Origin of the sequence: Verrucosispora sp. WMMD573, assembly GCF_027497175.1 — a bacterium.
Classification (GTDB): Bacteria; Actinomycetota; Actinomycetes; order Mycobacteriales; family Micromonosporaceae; genus Micromonospora.
Map to the genome: position 1 here is coordinate 5482419 of NZ_CP114901.1, position 24288 is coordinate 5506706.

Sequence of the window (24288 nt, forward strand, 5' to 3'; positions counted from 1 at the left end):
CCGCTATCGTATATTTTAGTTGGCTGTTTGCGCAGGTGGGGGCGGCACGCTTGAGGCGGGCGGCCACGCTCGACCGGCCGATCGGACAGGTCCTCAGGCGGCGGATCGCCGACCGAAAAGCCCACGCATGAGCACCGGCTTGGCCAGTTCCTGGAAGTCGAGGTCGGGGTCGAGTTCCCGTACCGTCCCCTCGATCACCAGCAGCGAGAGCAGCGGAAAGATGAGCTCCGGCGCGGCGTGCACGCCGTAGCGGCGTTGCAGGTCGAACATCTCGGCGGCGAAGGCGATCAGGCTGAACTCCCGCGCCGGCAACCCGTGGCTGCGCTCCACCAGATCGGCCATCCGGGCCAGGAAGGTCGACACGTCCGCGTCCGGTCGCAGCCCGGTGCCGCTGCGCACCACGATCTCGGCGCAGTACCGGCCACGTCCGATCGACATGTTCATGAAGAACTCGGCGAAGAGCCGACGCAGTTCCTCGGTGAGCTGCACGCTGAACCCGGCGTCCAGGACGACCACCTGGGCACCGCGGGTGAAGTAGAGATTGCCCGGGTGCATGTCGCAGTGGACGAAACCGTCCACGAAGAGCATGTGGTAGATCGCGGTCATCGCGGAGGCGGCGAACCGTTTACGCACGGCCGCCGACATCGACCACGCCACGTCCACGTCGAGGTCGGGAACGAACTCCATGACCAGGCAGCGCGGCCGGCAGACGTCCTCGCGCACACCGGGCACCCGCACCCGGGGCACCACAGCCAGGTTCGCCTTCAGCCGACGCAGGTTCTCCGCCTCGCGGGCGAAGTCGAGTTGGCCGAACACGGCGCCGCACATGTTCTCGACCACCTGCTCGACCGGCACACCACGCAGCTTCGGCAGCCGTGCCATCACCCGGGCACCACACCGCATCAGGGCGAGGTCGAGCACCATCGTCGTGGCGATGCCGGGCCGGCGCAGCTTGAGCGCCACCTGGGCACCGTCGGGCAGCCGGCCACGGTAGACGCAGGCGACGCTGCCGCTGGCCACCGGCACCGGGTCGATCTCGGCGAACTCCGTCGGGGCCTCGCTGCCGTACGCCTCCAGCAACGCCCGGCTGGTCTGCTCGGGAGTCATCGGGTCCACCCGGTCCTGTAGCACCGACAACGCGTCGCAGAGCGCGGCCGGCAGCACGTCACGCCGGGTGCCGAGTACCTGCCCGGCCTTGACGAAGGTAGGGCCCAGCCGCATCAGCAGGGTGGTGAGGTGACGGTACAGCAGCCGACGGGCCGCCTCCCGGTCCCGCCGCGCCGCCTTTACCAGTGCCTGCGGCAGCACCGGCAGCAGGTGGACGGCGGCGACCGCACCGATCCGGGTCGAGCGGGCGAGCAGCGCACGCGTGGTCGCCATTGACGTCACCCCTTCGTGATGCCCGGCACCTCGATCGCCCGCAGTTGCAGGGTGGTGAAGTCGCAGTACCAGATCCGACGGCCGTCCCAGGTGATGCCGGTCGGGTTGCCCGCGACCGAGTAGGCGGCCACCTCCCGGCGCGCCGCGACGTCGTAGAGGTTGATGGTGGCCGCCTTGTGGTCGGCGTAGACGAGGTAGCTGTCGGAGACGGTCAGACCGGCGATCGGCTGTCGCACGGGGAAGGTGTCGATCAGTCCGAAGCCGTCCGGGTCACGCAGGTCGACCTGGCGCAGATCCTCGTAGCCCAGCCAGAGCCCGTGCCGGGTCGCTTCGAGCCCGCACAGCACGTTGCCGGGGCGTGGGTTGCCGAACTCGCCCAGCAGCTCACCCTCCTCGGGGTCTACCAGCCGCAGCACGCGATCGTCACCGGCTACCTGCAGCAGCCGCCCGCCGATCGTGGTCAGGTCGGTACGCACGCCGGGGCAGTCGAGCCGGCGAACGACCTTGCCGCTGATCGGATCGAGGGCTGCGATCTTGCTGGAGACGGCCTCGGAGAACCAGAGGCACTCCGCAGACCAGGTCAGTCCGCAGAGCTTGAGCGCCCCACGAACGGGAATGTCGCGGACGGTACCAACCGCGAAGGGCATCAGGACCTCCTCTGCCGGGACAGGCCACACTCCAGGCGCCACTCGGTCACGGCGCGGACGTCGCGCCGGGCCGGGCGGCGCAGGGCGACGGAGAGTTCATCACCCTCGGCGACGTCGGTGTGCCGCAGCGGCCACACCCAGACCGCCCAGTTGCAGCCGGGGTACGACGGAAAGTTCGACAGCGTGACGTCGTCGGTGAAGTCGGCGGTGAAGTAGCCGAGCACGGCGTGCAGCCGCCCCGCCGCGGTGGCCGGCAGCCGCTGCCGCAGCCGCTGCCGGGTCGGTGATCGGCCGTCGAGCGGCTGGTCGAGCACTACCGTCGGCGCGGTCAACAACCTCGGCGGGCGCTGGAAAAAGTACAACTGGGATGCGGGGGCGACGAGTTCCCGCACCGGATCGAGGCGGTAGCCGAAGAAGTCGCTGTCCCAGAGTCCCCAACCCTCGTCGCCGAACTCCGCCGCGGCCAGCCAGGTCCGCAGCCGCCGGGGCACCACCCGACCGTCGGGGCGCAGGTGTCGGCGAGCGATCACGTGCAGCACCTCGGCCATCTCCTCCTCGGGGCCGAGGTTGCCCATCATCTCGGAGACCAGCACGTCCGCCTTGCCGGGCAGCCGGACCGTGCGGGCGTCGCCGATGACCAGGGTGAGCCGTCCCTTGAGGTCGTTTTCCTCGATGATGCGGGCGGCCGCCGCCGCGGTGGCCGGATCGGCCTCGATGGCGTACACATGCTCGGCGCCGTGCCGCAGGGCCAGCAGAGAGAGCGCGAGCAGTCCCGCGCCGACATCCACCACCACGTCGCCGGGGGTAACGGCCTCCTCCAGCGCCCGGTCGTACGCACGCAGCCGCGGCATGTCGCCGAGCATCATCTGGTGCATGAGCAGTAGCCGCTGGTCCACGCGGTGCCCCCTGAGCGAGCGTCCCTCCCGACCGCCGCGGCGGTCGGGAGGGACATCGTAGCGGTGCGTTGCTATTGGTTTTACTAGTAGAACGTCTTACCGCAGACCCGTCAAGCGGACCCGTCGGTCAGGCGTTCACCGCGGCGTGCTCGCCGACCAGCGCGTCCCGCATCACCAGGTTGACGCCGGTGAGCCGGGCCTTCGGCCGCTCGTCCGCGGTCACCAGGGCGGTGTCCGAGCCGTCCAGCTTGAGCTCGGTGCCCGTGGCCTCCATGCCGCGCATCTTGCCGTTGACGTGCACGGAGTTGGCGGCGTACAGGGTCTCGTGCGGGGTGACCAGCTCGAACTCGGCGTCGATGTGCAGATCGCCGGGGAACTTGAGCCGGCTGAGGCTGTCCTCGCTGCCCTCGCCCAGGGTGCCGCCGGAGACCCGCGGCCAGCTCGCCCGCAGCATGACCCGGCCACCCAGCTCCGGGCTGTGCCCGACAACCGCGACCCGGGCCAGCTGAGCGAGCACGCCCGCACCCTCGTCGTGCTTCTCCGGGCCGAAGAGCAGCACCTCGGCACCGGCGGCCTTGCGGTAGTCCCCGGCCAGGTCGACCCGTACCGTCCTGCCGTTGACCTCGACCTCGATCTGCCCCTCCAACGAGGTCTGCATGATCATGGACGGGTCGACAAGCATCGACATGCACGGGCCGGCGCTGGGCGCGAAGAACAGGTTCGGCGTGATCCCGACCGGCTGGTTCTCGTCGTTGGCCGGGTACCAGGCCTCCGGCAGCGTGGTGCCCTTGACGACGTTCGGCGCGGCCATCACGTCGAAGGGACCGTCACCGCGCGGCTTGCCCAGGTAGGGGCCGGTCAGCGGCTTCTTGAACGGCGGGACGCTGTCGACCACGCCGTAGATGTCGATGACGTTGCGGTGGGCGAGCCGCAGCGTGCTCGACTCCAGGATGCCGAAGCGGCGGATGTAGAACTCGGCCGGGAAGTTCTTGCCCGGCACGATCTGCCGCACGTGCCCGCTGTTGGGCAGGAACGGGTTGGACAGGACCTGGATGCGGTCGTCCAACTCGTAGCTGAAGCCCTTGATGCCCACCTCGGGAGCGCTGATCAGCTCGGTGCCGAACTGCGCGTAGCCGTTCTCGTCGACCTTGTGCTCGAAGCCCGGCATGGGCCACTTGTTGAGCTGCACGAAGCCCGACAGGTTGATCGTCTCGCGGCGGCCCGAGTAGTAGTCCTCGCCGAAGACCACGGTGGCCGCGGCGAGGATGTGCGGACGGATGGGCTTGGGTTCGAGGTTCAGGGACTCGTAGGTCTCTCCGGTGGAACTCAACCCAGACACCTCCAATGTCTGTCGGCAGGGGTCAGCGGCGGTCTGGGGGCCGCTGGTGGACCGGACCTGACCGGTCTCGCCGAACTTAAAGCTATGTGTTTTTAAAGCATTCTGTCAATGCCTGAGCCATCGTCGGGCATCACCGGAATCCAGGGGCCGACTCGCGCCAGCCGACCGAAGCCGACCGGGATGACCGCAGACGGGAGCCGAGACGCGACGGCCCGCTCCCCGTGGGGAGCGGGCCGTCACCCTGGCCGCCGGTCACTCCAACGCGCCCGCCTTCCCCGCCGCCAGCAGCGGCCGGACGAGCGGCACGGAGACCTCAGGGGCGGGTCTCGGCGTGGCCTCGGCGATGCTGACCTCGACCGCCATCCGGCGCAGCAGGCCGAGCATCCGGTAACGCCCGCCGGTCTGCCCCACCGGCATCACCAGCGACTTGTCCACCAGAGCGGCGAGCACCACCCGCACGTCGATCGGGCCGGACGGATGAGGCTGCCATGACCGCTGGACGGCTGCCAGGTCGAACACCCCGGGCAACAACGCGATCCGGTGGAAGAGACACCGCTCGATGACGTCGAGCCGCTGGACGCTGCGGTCCAGCATCGCCCGTAGCGACGGGTGCCGCAGCTCCGAGGAACCGGGTGGACGCAACTCCTCCAGCGGCCCGTTCAGCTTGCGCAGCACGCCGTCCAGGCTCTCGGTGGACAGGCAGGCGGCCGCCATCTCCAGCGCGAGCGGCAGCCCGTCCAGCCGACGGCAGATCTCCACCGCGACCTCCGCGTCCCGCCGGTCGAGGCGGAACCCGGGTCTGACCTGGGTCGCTCGTTCGGCCAGCAGGGCGACCGCCGGATTGGACAGCACCGAGGGCCACCCGCCCGGCTGCGGCACCGGCAGCGGGTGCAGGCGCTGGACCCGCTCGTACGGCAACCCGAGCGACTGGCGTGAACTGGTCAGCACCGCAACGCCGGGGCACGCGACCAGCAGCCGGTCGGCTACCACAGCGCAGGCGTCGACCATGTGTTCGGCGTTGTCCAGCACCAACAGGGTGGGCCGGCCGCTCAGCAGCTCGACCGGGTCCTCGGCGCCGTCTCCCCCGAGCATCCGGGCCAGCCGGCGTTCCAACTGTCGTCGGTCGCGGAGATCGAGAGTGTTCACCATCAGGGTCCCGCCGGTGAAGACGCGGGCGGCCTGCTGCGCGGCGCGCAGGGCCACCGCCGACTTGCCGCAGCCAGGCGCCCCGGCGACTGTCACCGCACGATGCTTAGCCAGGAGCCTCACCAGGTCGGCGACCTCCTCGGCCCGCCAGCGCAGTCGGCCGGCGATCGACACGCGGGCAGCCCGCCGTCGCGCGGCGGGAATCACCGGCGCCGGACGGGGCACCGGTGGGCGACCAGGCGGACGAACCAGCACGCGGTGCACCGCTCGCAACTCCTCCCCCGGGTCGACGCCGAGTTCGGTGCGGAGTCGCTGATCGACCTCGGCATACCTGTGCAGGGCTACCGTCCGATGCCCGCTGCTGCCGAGCACGGCCAGGTAGTCGGCCTGGATCGCCTCGTGCAAGGGTTCCAGCCGGGCCAGCCTGGTGGCGGTGTCGAGCACCGCGGCGGAGCGTCCCAGCCGCAGACCCAGTCCAACGTAGGTGTGGGCGGTCGCCACCCAGGCGGCACTCAGCGCCTCCACCTCGATGTTGTCGTGCAGCAGGGAACGCAGCTCACCGATGTTCGGGCTGCGCCACAGGTTCAGCGCCTGCCCGAGCAGGTCGAAGGCCCCCTCGCGATCCCCCTCGCCGATCCGCTTCTCGGCCTGGGAGACGTACCTGCGGAACCGGGCCACGTCCGTCTCGGCGGTCTCCGCGCGTAACGAGTACCCGGATACGGTCGAGGCGATGACGCGCACCCGTCGGCGTGGCGGGTACTCCGGCTCCAGGACCTGGCGCAGCCGGGCAACGTAGGTGTGCACCAGCGAGCGGGCGCTGGGCGGAACCACCGCACCCCAGACCGCCTCCTCCACCTCGCCCACCGGGACGCTGTCGCCGAGGCGTAACGCCAGCAGGGCGAGGACCGCCCGCTGCTTGGCCGGGCCGGGCTCCAGCCGATGTCCGTTCCGCTCGACGTGCAACGGGCCCAGCAGGTCGACCCGGTAACAGATGCGCGTCTCCGTCATCAATCCCCCCAGCCTCAGCGTGAGCCGAGACTGACACATCGGGTTATCGGATCGCCACACTCAGCGATCGGCTCCTACGGGCCGGCGCATCAGGCCCGCCACCCCGCCGAGCAGCGTGGCCAGCACCGGGAGCCGCCGACAGCGGCAACTGACCGGTCAATCAGCAACCATAGGGTTGTTTTTCATATGGCGAATCTACTTGCGTGGATCAGTGTCGGCGTCCGGACCGGCGGCGTGGAGACCAGCACATGAGGGCCACCAGCAGGACCGGCACCCCCGGTCCGAAAGGTCAACTACCCCCGATGGACACGACGCTATATAAAATCATAGTATCTGGATGGCCGGACGACTCAGGTGAGGAGCACGAGGGCATGTTCGAGCGGTTCACCGACCGAGCGCGACGGGTTGTCGTCCTGGCCCAGGAAGAGGCCCGGATGCTCAATCACAACTACATCGGTACGGAGCACATCCTGTTGGGTCTGATCCATGAGGGTGAGGGCGTTGCGGCGAAGGCTCTGGAGAGTTTGGGGATCTCTCTGGAGGGCGTCCGTCAGCAGGTGGAGGAGATCATTGGGCAGGGTCAGCAGGCGCCGAGCGGGCATATTCCGTTCACGCCGCGGGCCAAGAAGGTGTTGGAGTTGTCGCTGCGGGAGGCGTTGCAGCTCGGCCACAACTACATCGGTACGGAGCACATCCTGTTGGGCCTGATCCGTGAGGGTGAGGGTGTCGCTGCTCAGGTTTTGGTGAAGCTGGGCGCGGATCTGAACCGGGTTCGTCAGCAGGTGATTCAGTTGCTTTCCGGTTACCAGGGTAAGGAGCCGGCCGCGGCTGGTGCCGCGCCGGGTGAGGCTGCGCCGTCGACCAGTTTGGTGTTGGATCAGTTCGGTCGGAACCTGACCCAGGCTGCTCGGGAGGGCAAGCTGGATCCGGTGATCGGGCGGGAGAAGGAGATCGAGCGGGTGATGCAGGTGCTCTCCCGCCGTACGAAGAACAACCCGGTGTTGATCGGTGAGCCGGGTGTTGGTAAGACGGCTGTGGTGGAGGGTCTGTCTCAGAAGATCATCAAGGGTGAGGTGCCGGAGACGCTCAAGGACAAGCAGTTGTACACGCTTGACCTGGGTGCGTTGGTGGCTGGCTCTCGGTACCGCGGTGATTTCGAGGAGCGTTTGAAGAAGGTGCTCAAGGAGATCCGTACCCGTGGTGACATCATCCTGTTCATTGATGAGATCCACACTTTGGTGGGTGCGGGTGCGGCCGAGGGTGCGATCGACGCCGCGAGTATCTTGAAGCCGATGTTGGCTCGTGGTGAGCTGCAGACCATTGGCGCGACGACGCTCGATGAGTACCGCAAGCATCTGGAGAAGGATGCCGCGTTGGAGCGGCGTTTCCAGCCGATCCAGGTGGGTGAGCCGTCGTTGGCGCACACCATCGAGATTCTCAAGGGTCTGCGGGACCGTTACGAGGCGCATCACCGTGTCTCGATCACCGACGCTGCTCTGGTCGCGGCCGCGACCCTGGCTGATCGGTACATCTCGGATCGGTTCCTGCCGGACAAGGCGATCGACCTGATCGATGAGGCGGGCGCCCGGATGCGGATCCGTCGGATGACCGCGCCGCCGGATCTGCGGGACTTCGATGAGCGGATCGCGCAGGTGCGTCGGGACAAGGAGTCCGCGATCGACGCGCAGGACTTCGAGCGGGCGGCGCAGTTGCGCGACACCGAGAAGCAGTTGTTGGGTCAGAAGGCGCAGCGGGAGAAGGAGTGGAAGGCCGGGGACCTCGACGTCGTCAGTGAGGTCGATGACGAGCAGATCGCCGAGGTGCTCGGCAACTGGACGGGTATCCCGGTCTACAAGCTGACCGAGGAGGAGACCTCGCGTCTGCTGCGTATGGAGGACGAGCTCCACAAGCGCGTCATCGGTCAGGAGGACGCGGTCAAGGCCGTGTCGAAGGCGATCCGGCGTACCCGGGCCGGGTTGAAGGACCCGAAGCGGCCGTCGGGGTCGTTCATCTTCGCCGGCCCGTCCGGCGTGGGTAAGACCGAGCTGTCCAAGGCCCTCGCCGAGTTCCTGTTCGGGTCCGAGGACGCCCTCATCCAGCTGGACATGTCCGAGTTCCACGACCGGTACACGGTGTCCCGGCTCGTCGGCGCCCCGCCCGGCTACGTCGGCTACGACGAGGGTGGGCAGCTGACCGAGAAGGTACGTCGTCGGCCGTTCAGCGTGGTCCTGTTCGACGAGATCGAGAAGGCCCACCCGGACGTGTTCAACACGCTGCTGCAGATCCTGGAAGACGGTCGACTCACCGACGGTCAGGGCCGCATCGTGGACTTCAAGAACACGGTCATCATCCTGACCACCAACCTGGGCACCCGCGACGTCGCCAAAGCGGTGTCGCTGGGCTTCCAGGCCTCGGAGGACTCGGAGTCCAACTACGACCGCATGAAGCAGAAGGTCAACGACGAACTCAAGCAGCACTTCCGACCCGAGTTCCTCAACCGCATCGACGACACCATCGTCTTCCACCAGCTGCGTCAAGCCGAGATCCTGTCGATCGTCGACATCATGATCTCCCGCATCGAAACCCAACTACGCAACAAGGACATGGGCCTGGAACTGACCGACAACGCGAAGAAGTACCTCGCCGCGAAGGGCTTCGACCCAGTACTAGGAGCACGTCCACTACGCCGCACCATCCAGCGCGACATCGAGGACAACCTGTCCGAACGGATCCTGTTCAACGAACTCACCCCCGGCCAGATCGTGGTCGTGGACTGCGAAGGCGACCCCAACGACATCGACAAATCCAAGCTCGTCTTTCCCGGCGGGGACAAGCCGGTACCGACAGGTCAACCGTAGGCCAGCCGGCCCACCGCCATCAGCCGGGCACGAGTCGCGTCGTCGCAGAGCGCCCCGGCCACCCCGGAGGCGTACGCCCGCTCGGGGGCGAGCCCGAGACGCGCCGCCAACTCGTGCTCTCGGCCGAGGTCGGTGCCGAACATCGCCGGGTCGTCGGTGCCGACCGTGCAGAGCAGACCGGCGGCGACGAGGCGGGGCAGCGGATGCGTGGCCTCGGACTCCACCACCCGGGTCCGCAGGTTGGACGTCGGGCACACGTCCAGCACCACACCCCGGTCCCTCAACTCGGCGAGCAGGTCGTCGTCCTCGGCGGCCCGAATGCCGTGCCGGAGCCGGGCCGGAGCCAGCTCCATCAGGTCACGCACCGAATCCGGGCCGCCCGCCTCACCGCCGTGCGGGACGAACGCCAGGCCGCCTTCACGGGCGATCGCCACGGCTCGGGCGAACGCCGCGACGGGCGCGGCCAACTCCGGCCCACCGAGACCGAACCCGACCACCCCCCGATCCCGGTACCGCACGGCCTGGCGGGCACACTCCTCGGCCATCGCCGGCTCCTGCTCGCGGTCCACGTCCGGGGTCAACCGCACCGACACACCGTGCCGCTCGTACGCCTCGGCGGCACCGTCGGCGTACCCCTCGAAGATCTCCGCCCAGGTGACACCCCGGCGCACCCGCTCGGCCGGCGAGAAGATGCCCTCCAGGTAGATTGCCCCATGGTCCGCCGCCTCGCCGGCGTACGCCACCACGACGCGCCGAAAGTCGTCGGCCGTCCGCAGGCAGTTCGTGGTGAGCACCCAGGTACGGACAAAGTGGGCGAAGTCGGTGAACTCGTAGAGCGGACGCAGGCCCTCGACCGTCTCGGCGGGCAACCGCTCGCCGTTGCGGCGGGCGATGACGAGCAGTGTCTCCGGTCGAACTGTCCCCTCGAAGTGGACGTGCAGTTCGATCTTCGGAGCCGCCCCGCTCCAGGGTGGGTTGTTCATCAGGCGGTACGGAGCACGTGCCACTCGGCCGTCATCGGCGCCCGCCCCCGCCAACCGGCCTGCGAGACGCCCAGCAGCCAGCGCAGCGGCGTGGCCGACAGCAACGGCGGATCGGTGACGCGCACCGGACGTACCGGCACCGTGACCGTCGTCCCCACGGCGGACCGAACACCCCGGTCAACACCCGTCTTCGCCGGTAGCCGCAGCTGGGCGTCGCCGGTCAGGAAACTGTCCGGCACGCCGTCGACGAGCGCCGCGGTGGCGTCCCGGTCCGGGCGCAGCAGCAGTACGCGGGCCTGGTGCTCGCCCGGCGGCACGGTGGGCGGCAGCGCCGCCGGCAGGGGGCGCGGCGCGGCGGCCCACCACTGGTTACGTCCGCCGTCGCGGGGAGTCACCGTAGCGAGCAGCAGCCCCGGCAGATCGCCGGTGTCGAGGTGCATCAGCGCCCGGGATGCCCGGCCGGCGACGAGGACTCGGCCGTGGATCACCGGAAGCAGCGCCGCCACCGACACTCCGATCAACTGCCGGGCAAGCCGGCGGAACCGCTCCGGCGGCAGGCTCACCCACCTGCGGAACTGGGTCGTGAAGGTGCCGACGCTCGAGTACCCGACCTGGGCGCTGATCGCCGTGACGGTCAGCGATGAATGCAGCAGCAGCCGCCGCGCTTCGGCCATGCGCAGGGCCGCCAGAAAACGCGCCGGTGTCATCGACGTGGCCTGCGTGAACAGGCGGTGAAAATAGAAGGGGCTGAACGAGGCGAGGCGTGCCAGCACCACCAGCGGCAACGGCCTGCTGAGTTCGCTTTTCATGTACTCGATCACCCGGACAATGGCGGCCAGCCGACCGTCGTACTCCTCGGGGACAGCGCCAGGAAATTGCCTCACGGCCCCTCCATCAACTACGCGGAAACCGTGGCCGATTGTGCTGTGCGGCTCTTGAACTCGTCTTGATTAGCTGCGCGCCGGCAGCGCGGGTGCCCCGATGGTCGACACCTCGCCGCGCACGAGATGCCTGGCCTGCACCTCAACGGGCTCCGCTGCGCTGCCGGGGTGTCGCTGGCACCCGGCGCGGACAACAGAGCAATCTGCAAGAAGACAGTGGCCGACGCGTTCAGCAAGTATTGGCCAGAGCGGGCAGATGTTCGATGGACATCTTTTCTAGGCGAAGAATCCGCATGAGCAAAATCACGGCGAATTGGACTGCCATGGCCCAGGTAATTTTGGCACTGCGGCAACGCATCCTGACCCCCGATAAGCGAGAGGCGTTGTTCGACGTGCGTGGCTTCCACGCCAAGAACGAGGCCGGGCGGCGGTCCCTGGAAAGTGCCGGTCTCAGCTTCATCGGTGGTTTCGGTGACGCCGCCGGAGCGCCCACGCCCCAAGCCGCCGAGGAACTACTGGAACGCCGACCCGCGCCGCTGCGCGGCTTCGCCTACGAGGGCGCCGCGATGGCGTACGCCCTGATCGACGGCCTCCGCCCCGGCGGCGGCCGAGGTCTGGCCCGGTTCCTGGCCGGGCGGGGTGGTGCCGCGCACCGCTACATGGTGCACGTGGGTGCCGGCTGGGCGATGGCCCGGCTGCCCCGCTGGCGTTGGAAGGCGGTCCTGCCACCCGACCCGCTGCTGCGCTGGCTCGCCCTCGACGGCTACGGCTTCCACCAGGCCTACTTCCACACCGACCGGTACGTCCACGGCCGGCACCGCGATCCGGAGCGCACCTGGCCCACCGAGCTACGCCACTACGCCCCGCACGCGGTGGACCAGGGCATCGGGCGGGCGTTGTGGTTCGTGGCCGGCGCCGATCCGGCCGCGCTGACCCGCCTGCTCACCACCTTTGCCGCCGACCGGCACGCCGACCTGTGGAGCGGGGTCGGCCTCGCGGCCAGCTACGCCGGCGGCGCCGACCAGGCCGACCTGACCGCGCTCCACGCGGCGGCCGGCGAGCATCGCCCCTGGCTCGCCCAGGGCAGCGCGTTCGCCGCCAAGGCCAGGCTGCGCGCCGGGCACGTGCCGGCGCAGACCGCCGGCGCGACCGCCATCTTCTGCGGCACCACGCCCGAGCGGGCCGCCACGATCACCGACACGGCATTGACCGACCTGACCGACTCGGCCTCGCTGCCCGCCTTCGCGGTGTGGCGTCAGCGCATCGCCGAACAACTTGTCCCGCTGGGGAGGTGCTGACCAGGTGTCCCTGATTCTTGGTTGGAGCCGACGTCAACTCGCCGGGCTCACCGCCTTGCTGCTGATCGTCGGCCTGTTCCTGATCGCCAGGCCGGCCACGGCAACCGACGACGAACGGCGGCGGGTGGCCGCGGCCTACCGGTTCACGCCGCTGTCCATCGCGATTCCCGGAGGGCTGCCACAGCAGAGCATCCGCCAGGTCAACAGGGAATACACCCATATCGACGCCTGGATCTCCTCGGTCGGCGCCGGGGTCGCCATGAACGACATCGACGGCGACGGCCTGGCCAACGACCTCTGCGTCACCGACGTGCGGATCGACCGGGTGGTGGTCACCCCGACCCCCGGGGCACGACAGCAGCGGTACGAGCCGTTCGTGCTCGACCCGGCCCCGCTGCCGATGGGGCCACACATGGCACCGATGGGCTGCGCGCCCGGCGACTTCAACGAGGACGGGCGCACTGACCTGCTGGTCTACTGGTGGGGCCGCACCCCGGTGATCTTCCTGGCCCGGCCCGGCGTCACCGGACTGTCCACGGCGGCCTTCCAGCCGGTCGAGCTACTTCCCCGGCCCGCCACCGACCAGGGCGGGTACGCCGGGCCGCAGTGGAACACCAACACGGTGAGCGTGGCCGACTTCGACGGCGACGGCCACGAGGATGTCTTCGTCGGCAACTACTTCCCCGACGGCCCGGTACTCGACCACACCGTCGGCGGCGGCGTGGCGATGAACCGGTCCATGTCGGCGGCGTTCAACGGCGGACGTGACCACATCCTGCGCTGGACCGGCGCGACGGCCGACACGGTCACCTTCACCGACGTGCCGGATCTCTTCGACGACGACGTCTCGCGCGGGTGGTCCCTCGCGTCGACCGCCACCGACCTCGACGGCGACCTGCTGCCGGAGCTGTACGTCGCAAACGACTTCGGCCCCGACCGGCTGCTGCACAACCGCTCCACCTCCGGCCGGGTACGGCTGGCCCTCGTCGAGGGCGAGGGCAGCCGGCTGACCGTGCCCAAGTCGAAGATTCTCGGACACGACTCCTTCAAGGGCATGGGCGTCGATGTCGGCGACCTCGACGGTGACGGCCTCTACGACATGTACGTCGGCAACATCACCACCTCGTTCGGCATCCAGGAGAGCAACTTCGCCTTCATCAACCAGGCCCGCGACGAGGCCGACCTGCGCCAGCGGTTCGCCGGCGGCCGGGCGCCGTTCGTGGACCGCAGCGCCCCCCTGAACCTCGCCTGGAGCGGCTGGAGCTGGGACGTCAAGATCGCTGACCTCACCAACCGTGGCCGGCCCGACATCGTGCAGACCAGTGGCTTCGTCAAGGGCGAGGTCAACCGGTGGGCGCAGCTTCAGGAACTGGCCACCACCAACGACACGCTGCTGGAGCACACCCGGTCGTGGCCACGGGTCAGAGCAGGCGACGACATCGCCGGCGGCCAGCCGCTGCGGCTGCACGCCCAGATGTCCGCCGGTGGCTACGCCGACATCGCCGGCCACCTCGGGCTGGCGGTGCCGATTCCCACCCGGGGCGTCGCCCTCGGCGACGCCGACGGCGACGGCCTGCTCGACATGGCGGTGGCCCGGCAGTGGGACGCGCCGGTCTTCTACCGCAACGACAGCCCCGGCACCGGATCGCAGCTGTCGCTGAGACTGACCCGTCCACCGGCCGGCGACGACGCCAGCGGCTCTCCGGTGATCGGCGCGGACGTCACCGTACGCACCCCGGACGGCCGCCTGCTGCGGGGCCGAGTCGACGGCGGCAGCGGCCACTCCGGCCGCCGCAGCTTCGAGGTGCACATCGGCCTCGGCGAGGTCACCGGGCCGGTTCAGGTCGACCTGGCCTGGCGGGACCGCACCGGCGAGGCCCGCGCACAGACCCTGACACTCACGCCCGGCCGGCACGCGCTCACCCTCGGGACCCAGGCACAGGAGGCGAGTTCATGACGAAGCCACGCGACCCGCGAGTGACCGCGCTGCGCCGCTTCGCGATCTCGATCACCGTCCTCAACATCCTCGGCTACACCGTTCTCGGCTTCGAGCAACCCGCCCTCTGGCCGGTGTACGCCGTGCTCACCGCGTACGCCGCCGAACTGCTGCTGGAGACGATAGGTGCGCAGAGCGAGGGCCGCGTCCCCCGGTACGCCGGTGGCATCCGCAACCTGGTGGAGTTCCTCCTCCCGGCCCACATCACCGCGTTGGCGGTGAACATGCTGCTCTACACGAACGACAGGCCACTGGTGATGCTCTTCGGCGTGCTGGTGGCGATCAGCGGAAAGTGGCTGCTGCGAGCGCCGGTCAACGGACGACTGCGCCACTTCATGAACCCGTCGAACCTCGGGATCGCGATAGTGCTGCTGCTGTACCCGTGGGTGTCCATCGCGCCGCCGTACCACTTCACCGAGAACCTTTCCGGCCCCGCCGACTGGGCAATCGTGGCGGTGATCCTCGTCCTGGGCACCATGCTCAACGCCAAGCTCGTGCGCCGGATGTGGCTGATCGCCGGCTGGCTGTCGATCTTCGTGGTGCAGGCGGTGGTCCGTGGCCTGGTGCTGGACACCGCGATCCTGCCCGCCCTGGCCACCATGACCGGCACCGCGTTCGTGCTCTTCACCAACTACATGGTCACGGACCCGGGTACCACGCCGAGCCGGCCCGCCGCCCAGTTCGCCTTCGGTGGTGGGGTGGCGCTGGTATACGGCGTACTGACCGGCGCGTCGGTGACGTACGGGCTCTTCTTCGCCACCGCGATCGTCTGCCTGGTCCGTGGCGTCTATCTCTGGTCGGTGCACGCCTCGCGTCGGGAGCAGCGTCGAGAGCAGGAGCACGTCAGCCCTGCCGCACCTGCCGAGACGCCGGCGACGACCGGCCCCGTCTCCGCGGAGAACACCAAGCGGCCCGTACCCGCCTGATCCGCGAACCGCGCATCCCCAGGAGAGACGACATGAGCAGAATCGCGGTCGTCGGCATGAGTTGCCGGTACCCGGAAGCCGATTCGGTGGCCGACCTGTGGCGCAACGCCCTCAGCGGACGCCGGGCCTTCCGCCGACTGCCGCCGGAGCGGATGAGTCTCGAGGACTACTGGGACGCCGACCCGGCCACCCCGGACCGGTTCTACAACCGGCACGCCGCAGTCATCACCGGGTACACGTTCGACCGGATCCGTCACCGGGTCGCCGGCAGCACCTACCGCTCCACCGACCTGACCCACTGGCTCGCGCTGGACGTGGCCGGCGAGGCGCTCGCCGACGCCGGCTGGCCGGACGGCGCCGGGCTACCCCGGGATCGCACCGCGGTCGTGGTCGGCAACACCCTCACCGGCGAGTTCTCCCGCGCCAACGTGCTACGGCTGCGCTGGCCGTACGTCCGGCGAGTGCTCGCGGTCGGGCTGCGCGAGCAGGGCTGGCCCGACGAACAGATCGCCGCGTTTCTCGCCACCACCGAGGAGCGGTACAAGAGCCCGTTCCCGCCGATCGACGAGGACACCCTCGCCGGAGGACTCTCCAACACCATCGCCGGGCGCATCTGCAACCACTTCGATCTCGGCGGTGGCGGCTGGACGGTGGACGCCGCCTGCGCCTCCAGCCTGCTGTCGGTGGTCACCGCCGCGCGCGCCCTGACCGACGGCGAGGTCGACGTGGCCGTCGCCGGCGGGGTGGACCTCTCCATCGACCCGTTCGAGATGGTCGGCTTCGCCAAGGCCGGCGCGCTCGCCCGCGACGAGATGCGGGTCTACGACGAACAGTCGCAGGGCTTCTGGCCCGGTGAGGGCTGCGGCATGGTCGTGCTGATGCGGCACGACGACGCGGTGGCCCAGGGCCGCCCCGTCCACGCGTCGATCGCCGGCTGGGGCGTCTCCTCCGACGGGCGCGGCGGGATGACCCGCCCCGAGGCGCACGGCTACCGGCTGGCGCTGGACCGGGCATACCGGCGGGCCGGCTTCGACATCGGCACCGTCGCGCTGTTCGAGGGGCACGGCACCGGCACCCCGGTCGGCGACGCCACCGAGCTGCGTGCCCTCTCCGCCGCCCGACGCGACGCCGGGGCCACCGATCCGGCCGCCATCGGTTCGATCAAGGCGCTCATCGGACACACCAAGGCCGCCGCCGGGGTCGCCGGGCTGATCAAGGCGACCATGGCGCTGCGACACGCGATCGTCCCACCCACCGCCGGCTGCGCCCGTCCCCGCGCCGAGCTGACCGGCGCGGACCGTACGTTGCGCGCCGCGCCGGTGGCCGAGCCCTGGCCGGCGGGAGCGCCCCTGCGCGCCGGGGTGACCGCCATGGGCTTCGGTGGGATCAACACCCACCTGGTGCTGGAGGCCGGTCGGCCCGCGGTGCCGGAGCGGGTCCGGCAGCGTCAGCTACGGCTGGCCCGGCACACCCAGGACGCCGAGCTCCTGCTGCTCGACGCCGCCGACCCGGCCGCGCTGCGGGAACGGGTCGCCGCGCTGCTGCCCCCGCTGGCGCGACTGTCGTACGGCGAGCTGACCGACCTGGCCGGCGCCCTCGCCGGTGAGCTCGGCGACCGGAGCATGCGGCTGGCCGTGGTCGCCACGTCCCCCGCCGAGGCGGTCAGCCGGTTCGAGCGGGCCCTGGCGGCACTCGACCGAGGCGACGACGAACTCCTCGCCGACGGCCTGGCGCTGTGTCGCATTCTCCGGCCGGCCCGACTCGGCTTCCTCTTCCCCGGGCAGGGATCCGGACGCCGCGTCGACGGCGGCGCGCTGGCCCGCCGTTTCCCGTCCGCCGCCGAGGTGCACCGGACCGCGGCGCTGCCAGCCGACGCCGACGCGGTGGCCACCGAGGTCGCCCAGCCGCGCATCGCCGCAGGTTCCCTCGCCGGCCTGCGGGTGCTGACCGAGCTCGGTGTCGAGGCACACCTGGCCGTCGGGCACAGCCTCGGCGAGATCACCGCGCTGCACTGGGCCGGTACGGTCGACGCGGCGGAGCTGTTGCGGATCGCCGCCGCCCGGGGCGCCGTCATGGCCGGCTGCCGGGAACCCGGCACGATGGCTGGCATCGCCGCCGACGACACCGCCACCGCCGGGTTGATCGGCTCGGAGCCGGTCGTGGTGGCCGGCTACAACGGACCCCGGCAGACCGTGGTCGCCGGCCCGTCGGACGCGGTACGGCGGGTCTGCCAGCGGGCCACCGAGGCCGGTGTGCACTGGGCGGACCTGGCCGTCTCGCACGCGTTCCACTCGCCCCTGATGACCTCGGCGGCCCGGGAGTTCGGCGACTGGCTGACGGACGTTCGGCTCGCCGCCCCACACCGGCCGGTAATCTCCACGGTCACCGGCGCGGAGCTGGCCTCCGACACGGATCTGGTGGCCTTGCTACGCCGGCAGATCACCGAGCCGGTGCACTTCGCCAGGGCGGTCTGCGAGGCCGGCCGGCGGGTGGACGCGCTGGTCGAGGTGGGTCCCGGCCAGGTCCTGAGCCGGATGGCCCGGGAACTGGTCGACGTGCCGGTGTTCGCCACCGTCACCGACGCGCCGACGCTGGCCGGGTTCCTCGGCACGGTCGGCGCGCTGTGGGCGCTGGGCGCCTGCGTCGATCACGGCGCGCTCGTCGGTGACCGTCCGCTCCGTCCGCTCGACCTGGGCGCCGAGTGGCGTTTCTTCGCCAACCCGTGCGAAACGGCGCCCAGGGTCGTGGTCGAGACGACACCGTCGGCCGGGGCGCGGCCGGCAACCGACGACACCGCGCGACCGGCGACGGCCGCCGATGACCGGGCCGCCGATGCGCTGACGGTGCTGCGCCGGCTGGCCGCGTCCCGCGCGGAGCTCCCACCGGAGAGCGTCGGCGAGGACACCCGGCTCCTCGACGGCCTGCACCTGAGCTCCATCGCCGTGGGGCAGCTGGTCAACGAGGCCGCGCGGGAACTCGGCCTGCCGGCGGTGCAGGCCCCGACGAACTTTGCCACCGCCACGCTTCGGGAGATCGCCGACGCACTCCGGGAGCTGGATCCGGCCGCCCCCCAGACGCACGGACGGGTGGACGGGGTCGCGCCGTGGGTTCGCGGCTTCACCGTCGAGCTGGTGGAGGAGCCGACAGAGCGGATGGCCGCCGGCCCCAGCGGGCCGGGCGACTGGCAACTGTACGCGCCCGACGGGCATCCGTACGCGCGGGCGCTGCGGGACGCCCTCACCAGTGCGGGCGTCGGTGCCGGGGTGCTGCTCTGTCCGGACGCCGCGGTGGACCTGGCACTCGCGCTGCGCGCCACCCAGGCGGCGGTGGCCCAACCGGCCGGCGGTCGGCTGGTGGTCGTGCAGCACGGCCGGGGCGTCGCGGGGCTGGCCCGCACCGCCCGGCTGGAGGGCGCCGACCTGCACGTGACGGTGGTCGAGGTCGAGGCGGCAACCGCCGACGACCTGATTCCGCGGGTCGTGCGTGAGGTGGCGGCCACCGACGGATACACCGAGGTACACCACGGCCCGGACAACCGGCGGCACATTCCCCTGCTTCGGCCGCTGCCGCTTCGCGGCGCGGCACGGGACGAACCGGCACCTGCGCCGCTGCGGCCGGACGAGGTCCTGCTCGTCACCGGCGGCGGGAAGGGCATCACCGCGGAATGCGCGCTGGCCCTCGCCCGGGACACCGGAGCCCGGCTGGCCCTGCTGGGGCGGGCGGACCCCGCCACCGACCCGGAGCTGGCCGCGAACCTGTCCCGAGGCCGCGAGGCGGGGGTGCGGCTGCGGTACGTCCGCGCCGACGTCACCGACCCGGACGAGCTGCGCGCCGCGGTGGCCGAGGTGCGGGAGCATCTGGGCCCGGTCGCCGGGGTCCTGCACGGCGCCGGGGTCAACCGGCCGAGCGCTCTCGGTGCGCTGGACGCCGACACCCTGCGCGCCACCGTCGCGCCGAAGGTGGACGGTCTGGAGGCCGTTCTCGCCGCGGTGGAGCCAGCCGGGCTGCGGCTGCTGGTGACCTTCGGCAGTGTGATCGGGCGTGGCGGCCTGCCCGGTGAGGCCCACTACGCGCTGGCCAACGACTGGCTGGCCCGGCTCACCGCGGAGTTCGGTCGGCGGTCACCCGACTGCCGTACGGTCTGTCTGGAGTGGTCGGTCTGGTCCGGCGTCGGGATGGGCGAACGGCTCTCCGCGGTCGAGTCGCTGCTGCGCGCCGGGATCACCCCGATCCCCCCGGACGAGGGCGTCCGACTGCTGCGCCAGGTGCTCGCCCTGCCCCGGCTACCCGCCTCGGTGGTGGTCACCGGTCGTACCGAAGGGCTGGACACGCTGCGCCACGAGCGGCGGGAGCTACCGCTGCTGCGCTTCCTGGAACGCCCGCTGGTGCAGTACGACGGCGTGGAGCTGGTGGTCGAGGCGGAACTCTCCGCCGAGAGCGACCCGTACCTCACCGAGCATGACCTAGACGGCAGCCTCCTGCTGCCCGCGGTGCTCGGCATGGAGGCGATGGCGCAGATCGCCACGGCGGTAAGCGGTGCCACCGGTGTCCCGGTCCTGACCGACGTGAGCTTCCCCCGACCCGTGGTGGTGGCCCGCCACGGGCGCACCACGATCCGGATCGCGGCGGTACAGACCGAGGCGGGCCGGGTGGAGGTGGCGATTCGCAGCGACGAGAGCGGTTTCGCGGCCGACCACTTCCGGGGCACCGTCCGCTTCGAGCCGGACGAGGGCGACCGGGAGGTGCCGGCGGTCACCACCGGGCTGCCGCCGGTGCCGCTGGAGCCGGGCCGCGAGCTCTACGGCGACCTGCTCTTCCAGGGCGACCGGTTCCGTCGGCTGCTGCGCTACCACCGGATCGCGTCCCGTCGCGCCGAGGCGGACGTCGCCACCACCGACGAGTCGCGCTGGTTCCACGCCTTTCTGCCGCAACGGCTGCTGCTCGGCGACGCGGGCGCGCGCGACGCCTTCCTGCACGGCATCCAGGTCTGCGTACCGGACGTCACGCTGCTGCCGGTCGCGGTGGACCGGGTGGAGCCGGCCGGGCCGAAGCTCGCCGCCAGTGAGCAGGTGCGTTTCGTGGCCGTGGAGCGGGAGCACCGGGGCGACACCTACCGGTACGACGTGACAGTGCTCGGCGCGGCCGGGGTGGTGGTGGAGCGCTGGCTCGGTCTGCGCCTGCGCGCGGTGCGCCACCGCCCCGCTGGCGTGCCGTGGCCGCCGGCCCTGCTGGGGCCGATGCTGGAGCGGCGGCTGGGCCGCTCGCTCGACACCGAGCTGGCGGTGGTGCTGGAGCCGCATCCGGACGGAGCCGACGGACGACGCCGGGAGATCACCGCCGTCGCCGTCGGGCGGGCCGTGGGACGGCCGGTGCGGCTGCGGTACCGGCCGGACGGGCGACCCGATGAGGTCAACGGCCGACGCGTCGCCGCCGCCCACAGCGCGGTCGCCAGCCTGCTGGTGGCGGGCGCCGGCCCGCTCGCCTGCGACCTGGAGGTGGTCCGGCCTCGGCCCGCCGAGGTCTGGGCCGATCTGCTCGGCCGGCACGCCGGGCTGGCCGGGCAGATCGCCGCCGACAGCGGCGAGGATGCCGACCTCGCGGCCACTCGCGTCTGGTGCGCCAAGGAGTGCCTGATCAAGGCGGGGCTGCCGGTGGACGCCCCGCTCACCGTGGCCGGCGGCGACGGCGACTGGGTGTCGTTACGCAGCGGCCGGGTCACCGTGACCACCGGCCCGGTCCGCCTGCGCGGAGAGCCACAGTCGGTGCTCGTCGCCGTCCTCACCGCGACGGGGGTGTGACGTGTCCACCTGGTACGAGTACCGCCACGTGATCGGCTTCGAGGAAACGAACCTCGTCGGCAACGTCTACTACGTCAACTACCTGCGCTGGCAGGGCCGCTGCCGGGAGATGTTCCTGCACGAGCACGCCCCCGGGGTCGTCGATGACCTGCGCGCCGGGCTGAAGCTGTTCACCCTGCGGGTCGACTGCGAGTTCCTCGCCGAACTTGACGCGTTCGACGAGTTGCGCATCCGGATGAGCCTGGCCGAGCTGACCCAGACGCAGCTCGGTCTGGCCTTCGACTACCTGCGCGACGGTTCCGGCGGGCCGGTACCGGTGGCCCGGGGCCACCAGCGGATCGCCTGCATGCGGGAGGTCGCCGGGCAGGTGGTGCCGACCCGGGTGCCGCCGCCACTGGTGCGGGCGCTCGCGCCGTACCGGGCGAGCGGAGGGACGCCCGGCCGTGCCTGAGCGCGCTGCGGCCGCGCTGCCCGCCGCCGGGGTGCTGCGTGGGGTGCTCGGTGAGTTCGTCACCGGCGTGACCGTGCTGACGGTGGGTGGCCCGATCCCGCACGGGATGACGGCGAACTCGTTCACCTCCGTCTCGCTGGACCCTCCGCTGGTGCTGCTCTGCGTGCGTCGGGACAGCCTCATGTTCGCCTGCCTGGCCGACGCGGACGGGTTCGGCATCTCCGTCCTGGCCGCCGGGCAGGAGCACCTGGCCCGACATTTCGCCGACCGTCGCCGACGGCCCGGGCGGGGACAGTTCGCCGGGGTGGGCTGGTCGCCGGGTGAGCAGACAAGCGCGCCGCTGCTGCACGAGGCGCTGGCCTGGCTGGAGTGCCGGCCGTGGCGCTGCCACGACGGCGGTGACCACTACATCGTGGTGGGTCGGCTGGTCGCCGCACGCGCTGCCGCCGACCGGGACGCCCTGACCTTCCGGCGGGGCCGGTTCGGCAGGTACGCGGACCCGCATCCGGCCGGCAGCCGCCAGCACAACCAACCGATCCTGAGGGAGGCGCAGTGACACTGTCGGAGAAGCGAGACACCGGCGTCCTCGGGCTGGATCTGAACGGGAGCCGGCATCGGGCGGCCCTGCAGATCTTCCTCGTCATCGTCATCGCACACTGGGCGGAGCACCTGGTGCAGGCCGCCCAGATCTGGGTGTTCGGCTGGTCCCGACCCGAGGCGCGCGGCGTGCTCGGCATGCCGTTCCCGTGGCTTGTCGAGAGCGAGTGGCTGCACTACGGGTACGCCCTCATCATGCTTGTCGGCTTCTGGCTGCTGCGCGGCGGCTTCGTCGGTCGCTCCCGGTCCTGGTGGACCGCGGCCCTGCTGATCCAGGTCTGGCACCACCTGGAACACCTGCTGCTGCTGGTGCAGTCGCTCACCGGCATCCACCTGGGCGGGCAGCCGGTGCCCACGAGCATCGTGCAACTGATAGTGCCCCGGGTGGAGCTGCACCTGTTCTACAACGCCGTGGTTTTCGTGCCGATGGTGGTGGCGATGTACCTGCACCGGAGGCCACTCGCCGACGAACTGGCCCGGATGCGGTGCAGTTGCCGCCCGCCGGCCGTTGCCCGTTGAGCCGCCGATCGGGCCGGCTGAGGTGGCTGGCGGCGGGCCTGCTCACACTCCTCGCGCTCGGCGTGGCCGGGATGACGGTGGTGGCGGCGCTGCGGCCGGCGCGGTTGGTCGCCACCGACCCCCCGGCCGGCACCCGGCTGACCACGGCTCCCGAGGCGGTGACGCTGACCTTCAACGGCCCGCTCGACGGCGAGCAGACCCACGTCTGGCTGACCGGGCCGGGCACCGCCTTTGCACCGACCGGTGCGCCGCGGCTCGCGGGGAGCCGGGTCGAGCTGCCGGTCACGGTGTCTGGCGACGGGAGTTACCGGATCGGCTACCACGTCCAGTTCGCGACGGGACAGACCGTGGCCGGAGCGATCCCGTTCACCGTCGCCGCCGGGCTCACCGCGCCACCGCTGGTGGGCACGACCGTCTCCCCTCCGGTCACCGCGCCGCCGGCCGGGTCCGCCGGAGGTGGCCATCACGCGGGTGCGGGCGGACCGGCAGACCTGGCCCTGTTGCTGCTGCCGGTGGCGACCGGCGCGGTCCTGCTGGTGCTGCTGGCGCGGCGGCAGCGTGACCGGCCGACCGGGCCGTCGGGCCGGCGACCGCGGGCCTGGGCGCTGCGTGAGCCGGAGGACGCCGACGGTCTCCCCGCCGACCAGGATCCGGCCCGGCCGGCCGGACGACCGGATCGACAGGAGGAGCAGCGATGTCTGTATCGACCGATGCCGCCGCCGTCAAGGCCGAACAGCGGCGGACCTGGGACGCCGTCAGCGACGGCTGGACGCGCGAGTGGCAGACCTTCGAGCGCGGCGGAGCCGCACTGACCACCCGGCTGCTGGCCCTTGGCGGGGTGCGACCGGGACACCGCGTCCTGGACGTCGCGACCGGGCCGGGGGAACCGGCGCTCAGCGCCGCCGACGTGGTCGGTCCGACCGGTACGGTCACCGGCGTCGACCTTTCCCCCGCCATGGTCGCCGTGGCCCGGCACCGCGCCGCGGGCCAGCGCAACGTCAATTTCCTCGTCGCCGACCTGGAGACGATGGAACTGCCCCCGCACGCCTTCGACGTCGTGCTCAGCCGGCTCGGTTTGATGTTCGCCGTCGATCCCGACGCCGCGTTCCGCAGGGTCGCCCGGCTGCTCGCCCCTGGCGGGGTACTCGCCGCCGCGGTGTGGGGACCACCGGCGCGGGTACCGCTGATGTCGCTCGGCTATGGCGTGCTCGCACGGCTGCTGGACCTGCCGTCCGGGCCACCGGGCTCCCCCGGCCCGTACCGCCTCTGCGACCCGCAGGCGCTGGCGGCCGGTCTGGACGCCGCCGGCCTGAGCGACGTGACCGTGGCCGAGTACCCGGTTCCGTTCCGGTTCGACGGCCCCGGCGAGTACGCGCGGTTCACCCGGGCGGTGGCGCCGCCGCCGGTACGTGAGCGGGTCGACGCGCTCGGTGCGGCCGAGCAGGACGCGCTCTGGGCTGCGGTGGCCGGGGCCGCCGAACGGCACGTCGGCGGGGATGGTGTGGTCGAGCTGACCTCGACCGCGCTCACCGTCCGGGCGGTCGCCCCGGGGTGAGCCGCGTCCC

At 71.2% G+C, this 24288-nt stretch carries 17 protein-coding genes; 10 read left to right on the forward strand and 7 right to left on the reverse strand.

All coding sequences use genetic code 11. The features are described 5' to 3' along the window. Positions 1–93 precede the first annotated feature (93 nt). From O7601_RS24860 to O7601_RS24880, 5 genes are all read right to left on the reverse strand, one after another. Positions 94–1380: an AarF/UbiB family protein gene (locus O7601_RS24860; RefSeq protein WP_281563510.1), complete on the reverse strand. Its 1287-nt coding sequence runs from the start codon at positions 1378–1380 to the stop codon at positions 94–96. A gap of 5 nt (positions 1381–1385) precedes the next feature. Then, positions 1386–2027 (reverse strand): hypothetical protein, encoded by a 642-nt coding sequence (locus O7601_RS24865; protein ID WP_281563511.1) that lies wholly within the window; start codon positions 2025–2027, stop codon positions 1386–1388. Further along, positions 2027–2923: a 50S ribosomal protein L11 methyltransferase gene (locus O7601_RS24870; protein ID WP_281563512.1), complete on the reverse strand. Its 897-nt coding sequence runs from the start codon at positions 2921–2923 to the stop codon at positions 2027–2029. Before O7601_RS24870 ends, O7601_RS24865 begins: the two co-directional genes overlap by 1 nt. 127 nt (positions 2924–3050) lie before the next feature. After that, positions 3051–4253 (reverse strand): DUF6004 family protein, encoded by a 1203-nt coding sequence (locus tag O7601_RS24875; RefSeq protein ID WP_281563513.1) that lies wholly within the window; start codon positions 4251–4253, stop codon positions 3051–3053. A gap of 261 nt (positions 4254–4514) precedes the next feature. Further along, positions 4515–6416, reverse strand: a complete 1902-nt coding sequence (locus tag O7601_RS24880; RefSeq protein ID WP_281563514.1) for a BTAD domain-containing putative transcriptional regulator — start codon at positions 6414–6416, stop codon at positions 4515–4517. A gap of 371 nt (positions 6417–6787) precedes the next feature. Here O7601_RS24880 and O7601_RS24885 point away from each other — a divergent pair, with 371 nt between their 5' ends. After that, complete coding sequence (locus O7601_RS24885; RefSeq protein ID WP_281567024.1) at positions 6788–9274, forward strand: ATP-dependent Clp protease ATP-binding subunit; 2487 nt, start codon at positions 6788–6790, stop codon at positions 9272–9274. Here the strand turns inward: O7601_RS24885 and add are convergent. Continuing rightward, on the reverse strand, positions 9265–10257 hold the full coding sequence (gene add, locus O7601_RS24890; protein WP_281563515.1) for an adenosine deaminase: 993 nt from the start codon (positions 10255–10257) through the stop codon (positions 9265–9267). The two genes, O7601_RS24885 and add, sit on opposite strands and share 10 nt — an antisense overlap. Continuing rightward, positions 10257–11141 (reverse strand): AraC family transcriptional regulator, encoded by an 885-nt coding sequence (locus O7601_RS24895; protein ID WP_281563516.1) that lies wholly within the window; start codon positions 11139–11141, stop codon positions 10257–10259. Before O7601_RS24895 ends, add begins: the two co-directional genes overlap by 1 nt. 320 nt (positions 11142–11461) lie before the next feature. Between O7601_RS24895 and O7601_RS24900 the strand changes: the two genes are divergently transcribed. From O7601_RS24900 to O7601_RS24940, 9 genes are read left to right on the forward strand one after another with little or no spacing between them, the layout of a single operon-like run. Then, the gene (locus O7601_RS24900) at positions 11462–12436 is read left to right on the forward strand and encodes a DUF1702 family protein (protein WP_281563517.1); all 975 of its coding nucleotides are present in this window, start codon (positions 11462–11464) and stop codon (positions 12434–12436) included. A gap of 4 nt (positions 12437–12440) precedes the next feature. After that, entirely contained in the window at positions 12441–14393 is a 1953-nt protein-coding gene (locus tag O7601_RS24905; RefSeq protein ID WP_281563518.1) for a CRTAC1 family protein, read from the forward strand. Continuing rightward, the gene (locus tag O7601_RS24910) at positions 14390–15358 is read left to right on the forward strand and encodes an enediyne biosynthesis protein (RefSeq protein WP_281563519.1); all 969 of its coding nucleotides are present in this window, start codon (positions 14390–14392) and stop codon (positions 15356–15358) included. Before O7601_RS24905 ends, O7601_RS24910 begins: the two co-directional genes overlap by 4 nt. A gap of 32 nt (positions 15359–15390) precedes the next feature. Then, a complete protein-coding gene (locus tag O7601_RS24915) occupies positions 15391–21156 on the forward strand; it encodes a type I polyketide synthase (RefSeq protein WP_281563520.1) in 5766 nt (1921 codons plus the stop codon). A 1-nt stretch (position 21157) separates the two neighbouring features. Further along, positions 21158–21607, forward strand: coding sequence for an acyl-CoA thioesterase (locus O7601_RS24920; RefSeq protein ID WP_281563521.1), 450 nt, complete (start codon positions 21158–21160; stop codon positions 21605–21607). Continuing rightward, positions 21600–22163 carry a flavin reductase family protein gene (locus tag O7601_RS24925; protein WP_281563522.1) on the forward strand — a complete coding sequence of 188 codons (564 nt, stop codon included), beginning with the start codon at positions 21600–21602 and terminating at the stop codon, positions 22161–22163. The genes O7601_RS24920 and O7601_RS24925 overlap by 8 nt, the downstream gene beginning before the upstream one ends. Next, positions 22160–22723 carry a hypothetical protein gene (locus tag O7601_RS24930; RefSeq protein ID WP_281563523.1) on the forward strand — a complete coding sequence of 188 codons (564 nt, stop codon included), beginning with the start codon at positions 22160–22162 and terminating at the stop codon, positions 22721–22723. The genes O7601_RS24925 and O7601_RS24930 overlap by 4 nt, the downstream gene beginning before the upstream one ends. Next, positions 22720–23535, forward strand: a complete 816-nt coding sequence (locus O7601_RS24935) for a copper resistance CopC family protein (RefSeq protein ID WP_281563524.1) — start codon at positions 22720–22722, stop codon at positions 23533–23535. Before O7601_RS24930 ends, O7601_RS24935 begins: the two co-directional genes overlap by 4 nt. Continuing rightward, the gene (locus O7601_RS24940) at positions 23418–24278 is read left to right on the forward strand and encodes a class I SAM-dependent methyltransferase (protein WP_281563525.1); all 861 of its coding nucleotides are present in this window, start codon (positions 23418–23420) and stop codon (positions 24276–24278) included. The genes O7601_RS24935 and O7601_RS24940 overlap by 118 nt, the downstream gene beginning before the upstream one ends. Positions 24279–24288: the final 10 nt, after the last annotated feature.